The organism is Paractinoplanes durhamensis, assembly GCF_016862175.1.
Lineage (GTDB): Bacteria > Actinomycetota > Actinomycetes > Mycobacteriales > Micromonosporaceae > Actinoplanes > Actinoplanes durhamensis.
This window is the reverse complement of sequence record NZ_BOML01000039.1, coordinates 1-12,142: the sequence shown is the minus strand read 5'-3', so window position 1 is coordinate 12,142 and position 12,142 is coordinate 1. Positions and strand designations below refer to the sequence as shown.

14 protein-coding genes are annotated in these 12,142 nt (G+C 70.6%); 6 read left to right on the top strand and 8 right to left on the bottom strand.

The window, feature by feature from the left end; translation table 11 throughout:
- Positions 1-44: 44 nt before the first annotated feature.
- The 7 genes from Adu01nite_RS24815 to pdxH form a co-directional block, all read right to left on the bottom strand.
- The gene (locus Adu01nite_RS24815) at positions 45-782 is read right to left on the bottom strand and encodes a DUF4230 domain-containing protein (RefSeq protein WP_203729771.1); all 738 of its coding nucleotides are present in this window, start codon (positions 780-782) and stop codon (positions 45-47) included.
- A gap of 39 nt (positions 783-821) precedes the next feature.
- Positions 822-1,997 carry an acyl-CoA dehydrogenase family protein gene (locus tag Adu01nite_RS24810; protein WP_203729769.1) on the bottom strand — a complete coding sequence of 392 codons (1,176 nt, stop codon included), beginning with the start codon at positions 1,995-1,997 and terminating at the stop codon, positions 822-824.
- A gap of 18 nt (positions 1,998-2,015) precedes the next feature.
- On the bottom strand, positions 2,016-2,312 hold the full coding sequence (locus tag Adu01nite_RS24805; protein ID WP_203729767.1) for a type II toxin-antitoxin system VapB family antitoxin: 297 nt from the start codon (positions 2,310-2,312) through the stop codon (positions 2,016-2,018).
- Between the two features lie 61 nt (positions 2,313-2,373).
- Positions 2,374-2,991 (bottom strand): nitroreductase family protein, encoded by a 618-nt coding sequence (locus Adu01nite_RS24800; RefSeq protein ID WP_203729890.1) that lies wholly within the window; start codon positions 2,989-2,991, stop codon positions 2,374-2,376.
- Positions 2,991-3,911, bottom strand: coding sequence for an aldose 1-epimerase family protein (locus tag Adu01nite_RS24795; RefSeq protein WP_203729765.1), 921 nt, complete (start codon positions 3,909-3,911; stop codon positions 2,991-2,993). The genes Adu01nite_RS24800 and Adu01nite_RS24795 overlap by 1 nt, the downstream gene beginning before the upstream one ends.
- 10 nt (positions 3,912-3,921) lie before the next feature.
- Positions 3,922-5,283, bottom strand: coding sequence for an MFS transporter (locus Adu01nite_RS24790; RefSeq protein WP_203729763.1), 1,362 nt, complete (start codon positions 5,281-5,283; stop codon positions 3,922-3,924).
- On the bottom strand, positions 5,280-5,906 hold the full coding sequence (pdxH, locus tag Adu01nite_RS24785) for a pyridoxamine 5'-phosphate oxidase (RefSeq protein WP_203729888.1): 627 nt from the start codon (positions 5,904-5,906) through the stop codon (positions 5,280-5,282). The genes Adu01nite_RS24790 and pdxH overlap by 4 nt, the downstream gene beginning before the upstream one ends.
- 200 nt (positions 5,907-6,106) lie before the next feature.
- On the opposite strand from pdxH, the gene Adu01nite_RS24780 reads away from it, so the two are divergent.
- The 5 genes from Adu01nite_RS24780 to thpR all read left to right on the top strand — a co-directional run bounded on the left by Adu01nite_RS24780 (position 6,107) and on the right by thpR (position 11,302).
- On the top strand, positions 6,107-7,213 hold the full coding sequence (locus Adu01nite_RS24780; RefSeq protein WP_203729886.1) for a citrate synthase 2: 1,107 nt from the start codon (positions 6,107-6,109) through the stop codon (positions 7,211-7,213).
- On the top strand, positions 7,210-8,331 hold the full coding sequence (gene serC / locus Adu01nite_RS24775; protein WP_203729761.1) for a phosphoserine transaminase: 1,122 nt from the start codon (positions 7,210-7,212) through the stop codon (positions 8,329-8,331). The genes Adu01nite_RS24780 and serC overlap by 4 nt, the downstream gene beginning before the upstream one ends.
- 48 nt (positions 8,332-8,379) lie before the next feature.
- Positions 8,380-9,360: a dioxygenase family protein gene (locus Adu01nite_RS24770; RefSeq protein WP_203729759.1), complete on the top strand. Its 981-nt coding sequence runs from the start codon at positions 8,380-8,382 to the stop codon at positions 9,358-9,360.
- A gap of 368 nt (positions 9,361-9,728) precedes the next feature.
- Entirely contained in the window at positions 9,729-10,826 is a 1,098-nt protein-coding gene (sepH, locus tag Adu01nite_RS24765; protein ID WP_203729757.1) for a septation protein SepH, read from the top strand.
- A complete protein-coding gene (gene thpR, locus Adu01nite_RS24760) occupies positions 10,775-11,302 on the top strand; it encodes an RNA 2',3'-cyclic phosphodiesterase (protein WP_239132690.1) in 528 nt (175 codons plus the stop codon). The genes sepH and thpR overlap by 52 nt, the downstream gene beginning before the upstream one ends.
- Here thpR and Adu01nite_RS24755 read toward each other — a convergent pair.
- Positions 11,299-11,682, bottom strand: a complete 384-nt coding sequence (locus Adu01nite_RS24755) for a hypothetical protein (protein WP_239132680.1) — start codon at positions 11,680-11,682, stop codon at positions 11,299-11,301. The genes thpR and Adu01nite_RS24755 overlap by 4 nt on opposite strands.
- A 158-nt stretch (positions 11,683-11,840) precedes the next feature.
- Between Adu01nite_RS24755 and Adu01nite_RS24750 the strand changes: the two genes are divergently transcribed.
- On the top strand, positions 11,841-12,142 hold a 302-nt coding region (locus Adu01nite_RS24750), incomplete at its 3' end, for a hypothetical protein (protein ID WP_239132679.1).

Below are 12,142 nucleotides of genomic sequence, written 5' to 3'. Positions count from 1 at the left end.
TTGCCCGCCCGGCTCACCCCCGCCAGGGTGAGCCGGGCCCGGGCTCAGGGTGTGTTGACGAACGTGACCGTCACCTCGGTGTAGCCGAGGCGGGTGAACAGGCTCTGCAGCATCCGCTGGGTGTTGTCCTTGGCCCGCTGGTCGAGGCCGCTGTCGTGCGCCGCCTCGGTGATTTTCTGCTGGGCCATCGCGTAGACCCGCTGCTGCTTGTCGGTGTCGCTCTTGAAAGCGTCGCCGATCGCGGTCAGCGCGCCCCGCTGCTCCTCGACCACGTAGCTCTTCTGCATGTCGAGCGCCGCGTTGCCCTGCTCGGGGGCGGGCAGCTGGATCGTGAGCGTCTTCTTCTCGTTGTCGACCTCGAGCGCGCTGGTCGGCAGCTTGGCGAAGTCGACATATTCCTCGACCGTGCCGGAGCCGACGAACAGGATGCGCCGGTTGACCAGGAAGTCGGGGATGTTGTCCTTGTTTTCCTGCAGGTCGACGATCACCTGGAAGGTGCCGTCGGCGGCGACGTAACGGCTCAGGTCGCGCATCGACTGCAGCAGCACCGGCTGGCTGCGGTCGGTGGTCTTGCTCTCGAACGGATTGTCGAAGCTGGGCAGCACGTTGAGCGCGCGCAGCCCGAAGCAGGCCGCGACGATCACGGCGAAGACGACACCGAAGAAGATCAGGACGCGAGCGACGATGCTCTTCTGTGGGGGGTCGGGAACTTCCGGCGTGGAGTCTTCGGGGACAGCCGGATATTCCCTCGTGGGTTCGTCGACATCCGGTGACTGGGCCATACCCTCACGGTACGAGAGGGGTACGACAACTGCATTCGCTCAGCTGGCGAATGCGTTCAAACCAGTCAATTTCTGGCCGATCACCAGCTGGTGGATCTCCGAAGTTCCCTCGTACGTGAGAACGCTCTCGAGGTTGTTCGCGTGCCGCATGATCGGGTACTCGCCGCTGATCCCGTTCCCGCCGAGGATCGTGCGGCACTGCCGGGCGATCTTGATGGCCTCGCGCACGTTGTTGAGCTTGCCGACGCTGACCTGCTCCGGCCGCAGCGCACCGGCCGAGTCGCGCACCCGGCCCAGGTGCAGCGCCAGCAGGAAGCCTTTCTGCAGCTCGACGGCCATGTCGGCGAGCTTCGCCTGGGTCAGCTGGAAACCGCCGATCGGACGGCCGAACTGCTCCCGGGTGGTGGCGTAGTCGATCGCCGTGGCCAGGCAGTCCCGCGCGGCGCCGAGCGCCCCCCAGATGATGCCGAACCGGGCCTCGGTCAGGCAGGACAGCGGCGCTTTCAGCCCCCGCGCGTCGGGCAGGCGGGCGCTTTCCGGCACGCGTACCTCGTCGAGCGTGATCTCGCCGGTGCTGGACGCCCGCAACGACATCTTGTGCTTGATCTCCCGGGCCGAGAAGCCCGGCGTGCCGGTCGGGACCGCGAACCCGAACACGCCCTCCTCGGCGCGCGCCCAGATCACCGCCACGTCGGCGAGCGGAGCATTCGTGATCCACATCTTGCCGCCGGTGAGCACCCAGTCGTCGCCGTCGCGGCGGCAGCGGGTCGACATGTTGGCGGGGTCGGAGCCGTGGTCGGGCTCGGTGAGACCGAAACACCCGATCAGCTCGCCGGCCGCCATCCCCGGCAACCACTGCTGCTTCGTTTCGTCGGACCCGTACTTCCAGATGGCGTACATCGCGAGCGAGCCCTGCACGCTGACCAGCGAGCGGACACCGGAGTCGGCCGCCTCGAGTTCCATGCAGGTCAGGCCGTAGGCCACCGCGGTCGAGCCGGCGCAGCCGTAGCCGGTCAGATGCATGCCGAGCAGGCCCAGCTTGCCGAACTCAAGCGCGAGGTCGCGAACCGGGGTCGTGCCGTCGAAATACCAATCGGCGACGGACGGGCGGACCCGGTCGTCGGCCACCCGGCGGACGAGGGCGCGGATGTCGCGCTCCTCGTCGGTCAGCAGCGTGTCGAGGTCGAGCAGATCCAGCGGGGCAACGGTGACCATGCCCTTAAACTAACGGTGTTAGCCCGCCACTACCAGCACTCTGGCGTGGATCTGGTTGCGCTGCTGCAGGGCCGCCCGCAGTGCGCGGTGCAGGCCGTCCTCCAGGTAGAGGGCGCCCTGGTATTCCACGACGTGCGGGAACAGGTCGCCGTAGAAGGTCGAGTCCTCGGCGAGCAACTTGTCCAGCGCGAGCTCGCGCTTCGTGGTGATCAGGTCGGCCAGCCGGATCGGCCGGGGCGGAATCTCCGACCAGGCCTTCAGCGTGGTGTGGTGATCAGGGTACGGGGCTCCGTCCCGGACCGCTTTGAAGATCACGCCGGGTTGCCCCCTCTCCAGGAATCCGTTTTTGTCGGTGCCAGCCTAGCCGCGCCCGCGGTCAATCGGCGGTCGCCCATCGGCCATGATGCACCACCTCGTCCACCGGGCGATGCCCCCGCTTCAGTGACGGTGACCTCTTGTCGGCGGCGCGGTAGCCGATCGTCAGCGTGCCGATCGGGGTGAACTCGGCCGGCACCCCGAACGCGTCCTTGAAGTCCTGCTGGGTCTCCACCGGGATGCCGAAGAAGCACGAGCCCAGCCCTTCGTCCACCGCGGTGAGGTGCATGAGCAGGGCGGCGAACCCGGTGTCGATGTCCCAGTACGGCACCGGCCAGTGCCCCTCGTCCCGGTCCGTCCAGCCCTTGTCGGACTGTGCGTACCGGTCGAGGTAGACCGACTTGTTGGAGAGGCAGACGACGATCGCCGGAGCGTTGCGCATCCGGGTCAGCCAGTCGCCGTGCCAGTCCGAGGTGGCGTTCTCGGTGGTCGACGACCAGTAGCGGTCGCGGTCCTTCTGGTCGGTGAGCACCAGGAAGCCCCAGCCCTGGGAGAAGCCGGCGCTCGGCGCCCGCAGCCCGTGCCGGACGATCTTGTCGACGATCTCCGGCGGGAGCGGGCGGTCCGGGTCGTAGCTGCGCACCATCCGCCGGCGACGGACGACCTCGTCGAACTCCATCAGCTCCGGATCCCCCACGACGCGGTCCAGTGCTCGCCCGGCGCCAGCACGATCAGGTCGCGACCGGTGCGGAACGAGTCGGGCGGGCAGGTCATCGGCTCGATCGCCACCGAGCGGCGGAACCGCTCGCCGTGCAGGGTGTCGCCGGAGAAGATCTGCCAGTACTTGAACTTGTCGTCGGCCCAGACCACGACCTTGCGGTCGGAACCGGGGTCGGCGATGGTCACCTCGGTGATGCCGGCCGCGTCGTGCTCGATCTCGCCGAACGAGACGTCCATGACCAGGTCGCCGATCTTGCGGGCCGAGGTGAAGTCGTACTCGGTGCCGGCCACCGGGACGTAGCCGATCGGCAGCAGCCGGTTGTCCGGCTGGATCCGGGTCTTGCCCGGCACGTGCAGCAGGATGTCGTCGACCGCGACCCCCGGCAGCTGCAGGTAGGGGTGCACCGAGTAGCCCCACGGCGCGTTGGCCGGGCTGTTGTTGACGACCTCCTGCGTGCAGGAGAGCCCGGCCGCCGACACCTGCCAGCGGGTGCGCAGCGTCAGCCACCACGGGTAGCCAACCTGGGCGGGCAACTCGTACTCGACGGTGATCGCGTCGGCGGACTGCTCGGCGAGCGTCCAGCGGGACCAGTTGGTCAGGCCGTGGATGGCGTTGTGCCGGGCCGGCTCGGTCAGCGGCAGCTGGTGGGCCTGACCCTCGAACTCGTAGTAGCCGTCCCGGATCCGGTTCGGCCACGGCGCGAGGATCTGCCCGGCGCTGGCCGGCGAGAGCTCGTCGGCCTCGAAGCCGTCCAGCACCTGCACGTCGCCGACGGAGTAGTGGCGCAGCACGCCACCGACCTCCACGACCACGGCCCGGTGGCCGTCCGCCTCGATCGCCCACTGGGTTCCGGTCTTGACCGGCACGACGCTTGTCATGACTTCGACCCTAGCCTTCAGGCCGATTTTGGGTGGTGGGCGGGGCGGTTGGCGGGCGGTTCGCCTTTTCCGCCATTTCGGCCGGCGGCTTGTAGCGCGCCAATGCGGGGAAAGCCAAGCCCAGGACCAGGGCCAGGCCGGCGGCCACGAACCCGCCACCGGCCCACGAACCGGTCGTTCCGGTCAGGTCGGCGGTGGCGCCGGCCCGCAGGTCGCCCAGGCGCGGCCCGCCGCCCACCACCACGATGAAGACGCCCTGGAGCCGGCCACGCAGCCGGTCCGGGGCGAAGGTCTGCAGCATCGACTGCCGGTAGACCGCGCTGACCAGGTCGGCCGCGCCGGCCACCGCGAGCAGCAGCACCATCAGCCACAGCGAGTGGGCCAGGCCGGAGAAGCCGATCGCGATCCCCCAGCCGACCACCGCCACGATCAGCGCGATCCCCTGCCGCTTGATCCGGCCGATCCAGCCCGAGGTGAGCCCGGCGACCACCGAGCCGATCGCGATCGCGGCGTACAGCCAGCCGACCGCCGAGCCGCCGCCGAACCGGTCGGCGGCCACCTCGGGGAACAGCGCCCGGGGCATGGCGAACACCATCGCGATGATGTCGACCGCGAAGGACAGCAGCAGCACCGGCTGAGTGACCAGGAACTTCAGGCCGTCGGTGATGCCGCGCAGGCCGGCCGACGGCTTCGCCTCGTCCTCGGCATGCACGATCGGCGGGATCGACGGCAGCTTCCAGGTGGCCCAGAACGAGATCGTGAACAGGACCGCGTCGACCAGGTAGGCGACGGTCACGCCCGCTCCGGTCGAGGCGATCCCGAAGATCAGGCCGGCGGCGAGCGGTCCGAGCACCCCGCCCGCGGTCGTGGTGGTGTAGCTGAGCGTGTTCGCGGCCGGGACCAGACCGGTCGGCACGATCCGCGGGATGATCGCCTGCCGGGTCGGCGAACTCACCGCGAAGCCGGCCGACTGCACCGCGGTCAGCGCCAGCAGCAGCCAGCCGCTGCGCATCCCGAACAGCGCCTGGGCCAGCAGCCCGAGCGTGGACAGCCAGGCCAGCATCGAGCTGGCCAGCAACAACTTGCGCCGGTCGACGACGTCCGCGGCCGCGCCACCCCACAGGCCGAAGATCAGCAGCGGGATCAGACCGGCGATGCCGAGCAGGCCCACCCACGCGCTCGAATGGGTCACCGCGTACATCTGCACGGGCACCGCCACCGCGGTGAACTGGAACCCGAAGAACGACATCCCGTTGCCGATCCACATCCGGCGATAGGCCGGGACCCGCAACGGCCGAGTGTCGATCACCCAGGACTTACGGTCCTTCTCCTCGACGATCTCCTCGGTCGCGTCCACCGACTCCTGGGTCACGGAGCAAGCCTCTCCAAGATCCAAGAGCCTTCCGGGGTACGCCGGAATCGCAGCCGATCATGCAAACGACTGCTTCGTCCCTGCCAGAACTCCACCGTCTCGGGCAGCACCCGGAATCCGCCCCAATGCGGCGGCGCCGGCACCGGACCGTCACCGAACCGCTCGGCCACCGCGGCCAGCCCGGCCTCCACCGCCGCCCGATCCGGCAGCACCCGCGACTGCGGGCTCGCCCACGCCCCGAGCTGCGACCCGCGCGGCCGGGACGCGAAATACTCCTCGGTCTCCGCCCTGGTCACCCGCTCGACGGCGCCGGTCACCAGCACCTGGCGCTGCATCGGGAACCACGGAAAGACCAGGCTTGCGTACGGGTTGACCGACAGCTCGCCGCCCTTGCGCGACCCGTAGTTGGTGAAGAAGACGAAACCGCGCTCGTCGTACTCCTTGAGCAGCACCGTGCGACTCGACGGGCGCCCCTCCGGAGTGGCGGTCGACACCATCATCGCGTTGGGCTCGGGCAGGCCGTAGGCCGCCGCGTCGGCGAACCACGCCCCGAACTGGGTGTGCCAGTCGGCCGCGAGCTGCTCCTCGAGCAGCTCACCGCGCTCGGTGTAATCGCGCCGCATCATCGCGGGCGAGGGCGGTTCCGTTGTCACGAGCGCTCCCTCTAACTTTCAGCCTCAACGACCGTAAGTCCGAGCGGCCCCGTCGTCAGCTCGGTAAGGATGGGTGTCGTCGAGAGCACATCGCGCCCACCCCGCCGACCGGGCAATATGAAAGACTCGTACTAATTCTTCACAGGGGAGCCCTGTCCGAATTGAGTTCTGTGTCCGACTTCAAACCGGGCCTTGAGGGCGTCGTCGCGTTCGAGACCGAGATCGCCGAGCCCGACAAGGACGGCGGCTCGCTGCGCTATCGCGGCGTCGACATCGAAGACCTGATCGGGCACGTCTCGTTCGGCAACGTCTGGGGCTTGCTGGTCGACGGCCGGTTCGGGCCCGGGCTGCCGCCGGCCGAGCCGTTCCCGGTGCCGGTGCACTCCGGCGACATCCGCGTCGACGTGCAGTCCGCGGTGACCATGCTGGCGCCGTACTGGGGCCTGTCCCAGCTCATCGACATCGACGACGAGCAGGTCCGCCGCGACCTGGCCCGGGTGTCGGTGACCGCGCTCTCCTTCGTCGCCCAGGCCGCCCGCGGCCTCGGGCTGCCGGCCGTCCCGCAGAAGGACATCGACAAGGCCGAGACGGTCGTCGAGCGGTTCATGCGCCGCTGGCGGGGCGAACCGGACCCGCGGCACGTCCAGGCGGTCGACGCCTACTTCATCGCGGCCGCCGAGCACGGGCTCAACGCGTCCACCTTCACCACCCGGATCGCCGCCTCGGTCGGCGCCGACGTGGCCGCCTGCATCTCGGCCGGCATCGGCACGCTCTCCGGCCCGCTGCACGGCGGCGCCCCCACCCGGGTGCTGCACATGATCGAGGAGGTCGAGCGCAGCGGCGACCCGGTGGGGTATGTACACGGCGTCCTCGACCGCGGCGAGCGCCTGATGGGCTTCGGCCACCGGGTCTACCACGCCGAGGACCCGCGTGCGCGGGTGCTCCGCCAGATCGCCCGCGACCTGGGCGCACCCCGCTTCGAGGTGGCCGAGGCGCTCGAGCGGGCCGCCCTCGACGGGCTGCGCGAACGCAAGCCCGGCCGGGTGCTCGCCACCAACGTCGAGTTCTGGTCGGCGGTCGTGCTCGACTTCGCCGAGGTGCCCGCGCACATGTTCACGCCGATGTTCACCTGCGCCCGGGTGGCCGGCTGGAGCGCGCACATCCTCGAGCAGAAACGGCTCGGCCGCATCCTCCGGCCGCGCCTGCGCTACGTGGGCCCGGATGCCCGCAAGCCGCAGGAGGTCGAGGGCTGGTCCGCGCTCGCGCATAATGTGTGACCGTGACTGACATCCGGATCCCTGACGAGATCAAACCGGTCGACGGACGCTTCGGCTCGGGCCCCAGCAAGGTGCGGCCGGAAGGCGTCGAGGCACTCTCCGCGGTGTCACGCACGTTCCTGGGCACGTCGCACCGGCAGAAGACGGTGAAGAACCAGGTGGCCCGGCTGCGCCGCGGCCTGGCCGAGTTCTTCTCGCTCCCGGACGGCTACGAGGTGATCCTCTCCAACGGCGGCACCAGCGCGTTCTGGGAGACCGCCACCTTCGGCCTGGTCCGCGACAAGGCCCAGTTCGCCGAGTTCGGCGAGTTCGGCGCCAAGTTCGTCAAGGCCGTCTCGGACGCGCCGTTCCTGGCCGACCCGACCGTGCACAAGGCGCCCGGCGGGCAGGCGGCCTACCTGGTCGCCGAGGCCGGCGTCGACGTGTATGCGAGTGTCCACAACGAGACCTCCACCGGCGTGGCCGTGCCGGTCCGCCGGGTGGCCGGCGCCGACGAGGGTGCCCTGCTGCTCACCGACGCCACCTCGGGCGGCGGCAGCCTCGACGTCGACCTGACCGAGACCGACGTCTACTACCTGGCGCCGCAGAAGGCGCTCGGCTCCGACGGCGGCATCTGGCTGGCGCTGATGTCGCCGGCCGCGATCGAGCGCGCGGTCGAGATCAAGGGCAGCGGGCGGTACATCCCGCAGTTCCTCGACCTGGTCACCGCGATCGAGCAGTCCCGGCTCGAGCAGACCTACAACACTCCGGCGCTGGCCACCGTGTTCCTGGCGGCCGAGCAGCTGGACTGGATGAACGCGCAGGGCGGCCTGTCCTGGGCGGTCAAGCGGAGCGCGGAGAGCGCGGCGGCGATCTACGGCTGGGCCGACCGGTCGGCGTTCGCGACGCCGTTCATCACCGACGCGGCGCTGCGCTCGGCGGCCGTGGCCACCATCGACTTCGAGGGTGTCGACGCGGCGGCGATCGCCGCGGTGCTGCGGGCCAACGACGTCGTCGACACCGAGCCCTACCGCAAGCTGGGCCGCAACCAGCTGCGGGTCGCGCTCTACCCGACGGTGGACCCGGCCGACGTGGCGGCGCTGACGGAGTGCATCGATTACATCGTCGAACGTCTGTAAAAGCCTGCGCATAGCCTCCGCACAGGATCGGACGCTTAGCTTCCGGGCATGACAAGCGATCCCGACAATGCGGCCTACGTTCGGCTCGTCCACGACAAGGGGCTGCGGTTCGACCGCCGGCGGTTGCTGGGCATGCTCGGCGGGGCGGGCGCACTCGCGGTCGTCGCCGCCTGCACCGATTCGCCCGCCCCGACGCCCACCACCTCGGCGTCGGGGTCGGCGACCGGCGCGCTCGCCGAGGTGGCGTCGGAGACGGCCGGCCCCTACCCGGCGGACGGGTCGAACGGGCCGGACGTGCGGACCCTGGACGGCATCGTGCGCAAGGACATCCGCTCCTCGTTCGGCACCGCGTCGGGCACCGCCGAGGGCGTGCCGCTGGAGTTCTCGCTGGTGGTGCAGGACCGCAGCGGGAGACCGATCGCCGGGGCGGCGGTCTACGCCTGGCACTGCGACCGGGCCGGCAACTACTCGCTCTACTCGACCGCGGTCACCGCGGAGAACTATCTACGCGGCATCCAGGTCAGCGACGCGACCGGGACGGTGACCTTCACCAGCATCTACCCGGCCTGCTACACCGGACGGTGGCCGCACATCCACTTCGAGGTCTACTCGTCGGTGGCCAACGCGACCAGCGGCGACGGGCCGATCGTGAAGACATCGCAGATCGCGCTGCCGGAGGACGTCTCCGACGTGGTCTACAAGACCGACGGCTACAGCGCGAGCGTCACCAACATGACGCAGGTCAGCCTGGCCACCGACAACGTGTTCGGCGACGACAAGGCGGTCACCGAGCTGGCCACCGTGACCGGGAGCGTGTCGGCGGGCTACCAGGCGACGCTGACCATCTCGGTGGATCCGTCCGGCGAGGAGCAGGGCGGCGGCGCGGCACCTACCGGCGGCGGCGCCCCGCCGAGCGGCATGCCGGGCGGCACTCCCCCGAGCGGCATGCCGGGCGGGCCGGGCGGCCCTGGTGGTGCGCCACCCAGCGGCGCTCCGGGCGGTGCGCCGCCGAGCGGGGCCGCGGCCTGAGCTCAGCCCCGCGGTTCCGCCCGGAGGGTCGCGCGGGCTTCAGCTCAGCCCCGCGCCATACGCGAGACCCGCGCTGCGGCCGTGAGGTCGCGGCGCGGTCGCGCTGAGCGCCGGGGGCTTCCAACGTGCTTCTGGTCACTCCTGCGCGCGTACCATTCTCAAGGCTTATGGGTTTGAATGGCTTTGTCCGCGTAACGAAATGAAGATCATCTTTGCAGCTCAACGCCCGAGTGGGCACAACATGAACACACCAACACGACGGCGAGTCTCCTCCCATTAGGTGACCGAGGCGCGTACCGTGTTTCGAAACGCGCCCGGGCGGCTGACTCTCGGGAGCACAGGCCAACGCGACGGGACGGAGGCAACGCATGCGGCCGGTACGCTTCGTCGCCCTCTCCGAGGACGGTCAGGCCCTGGTGCTCGCCGATGAGGTCGGCCGGCTCCTGGCCCTCCCCATCGACGACCGGGTGAGCGGCGCCGTCACCCACGAGACGCACCCGGCCCAGCCGGGCAGCTCCGTGGCCACGATGCACCCCGAGGTCGCGATGGCGTCGCTGTCGCCGCGTGACATCCAGGCCCGCATCCGGTGCGGCGAGTCCGCCGAGGATGTTGCTCGCGTCGCCGGCGTCCCGGTCGACCGCGTGCTGCGTTATGCCGGTCCGGTGCTGCAGGAGCGGGCGATGCTCGCCCAGCACGCGCGCCGCACCCGGCTCAAGACGTCCGACTCGGGCGCGCCGCTCGCCGAGGTGGTCGACAGCCGCCTGGCCCAGCACGGCATCGACACCGAGAAGATCTCCTGGGATGCGTTCCGGCGCGACGACGGCACCTGGCGCATCGTCGCTACCTGGCCGTCCGGCAAGGCCACCGCCCAGGCATTGTGGGACCTCGACAAGGGACGCCAGGTGGTGTCCCCGCACGACGACATGGCGCAATATCTGTGTGCCGAGCGGCCGACCCAGATCCTGGGCCAGGACCCGGTGCCGGAGCGCAACTTCCTGGCCGAGCGCAGCGGTCACGGCCTCCCCGGGCCGTCCCGCGGCAACGAGGCGGCCCGCGGCGGCCACGGCCTGCCCGCCGCCGAGACCACCACCCCGACGCGCCCCGCGCACACCCGCGACCCGATCCGGGCCGGCCGCGACGCCCTGCTCGCCTCGCTCGACCGCCCGCTCGGTGGCGGCCGGGGCCTGGAGACGGCCGGTTCGTCGGAGCCGCGCCGCCCGGTGGCCGGCGGTGCCGCGGCGCTGCTCGGCGGCGGTTCCGGCTCAGCCTTCGACGACGACGCCGACCTGCCCAAGGAGGTGCCCGCCGTGCCGTCCCTGGCCGTCCTGCGCCCCCGCCGCACGGTCGGTCAGCAGGGCCAGCAGTCGTCCGAGACCGACGAGCCCAACAAGCCCCCGCGCAAGCGCCTCCCCAGCTGGGACGACGTGTTGTTCGGCGGCGGCCCCGCGGCCCGCGAGTCGTCCTGACCCGCCTGTTCGTCGCGGTCTTCCCACCACCGGCCGAGATAGCAGCCCTCGCCGGCGCCCTGCCACCCGAGGCTCACCTGACGCGTGCGTCCACATGGCACGTGACGCTGGTCTTCCTGGGTCTGGCACCGCCCGCCGCCGTGGCTTCAATCCTTGACGGCCTGCCAGCGTCGCCGAGATTCTCGCTTCGCCTCACCGGCGCGCGACAGCTCGGGCAGGCGGCGTGCGCACGGGTTGCCGACTCAGGTGCGCTCGGCGAACTGCGCGAGCAGGTCCGAGAGGCATTGACGCGAGGTGGCTTCCCACCGGGCAGTCGCCCGTACCAACCCCATCTGACCGTCACCTACCGCAGCGACCGATCCATCCGCGAAGCGTTGACGGCCTACGACGGCGCCGCTTGGCCAGTGACCGAGTTCGCGCTGGTGAGCAGCCAGAACGGCGAATACACAACGTTGCGGACGTGGGCGCTCGCCTAACGAAGGGCGAGGCCGGCCGCCTGCAGCTCGTGCTCCACCCGCAGGCGCTCGAGGTCGCGATCCATGCCCTCCAGCGGCCCCAAGTGCTCGTCGAGCCCGAGGCACCGGCACGCCAGGCACAGCCGCTCGTCATAGGACCGCTGCACCGCGGCCAGCCACTTCTCCGACTCCCGGGTCGGCCCGGATCGTCGCTGACGGTCGAGGCGGCGCAGGTCGAACGCGATCTGCTCGATCGACGGCATGTCGAGGACGGCCAGCGACGGCACCGGGGCGTCGGTGCACAGCACCCGATCCAGCCGTCGCAGGGCGCGGATCTCCCGACGGCCCGTCCGCGTCCACGGCCGCAGGGCCATCTCGTCGGCGCAAACCACGGCTGCCACAACGCAGGGTAAACAGAGCAGCGTCATAAGCGCTGCCGTGAGCACAACAATGTGCGCGATTGCCACGTCTTGAAACGCTAGGCCGCCGGGCACAAGTGCCGGAATACCCGTTCGGCCGACCCGGTCTGCCAAGTCTTGTGCCGGTACCGTCGATCGCCATGCGGCCCAACACGGTTCTCGGCGTCCTCGCCGAGCTGGCTCCCGCGGGCGGCGACCGCGTTCTCGACGTCACCCGCGGCGGGCAGCCGCTGGTCTGGCTCGACGACGCCGAGCGGGCACCCCGCCGTGCCGAGATCGACCGGCTCGCCGCCCTGGACGCGCTGCACCGCGAGGAACGCCTGCTCCGCCGGGGCTGGGGTTTCCTCGCCGGCGGAACCGGCGGAACCGGCGGAACCGGCGGAACCGGCGGAACCGGCGGAACCGGCGGAACCGGCGGAACCGGCGGAACCGGCGGAACCGG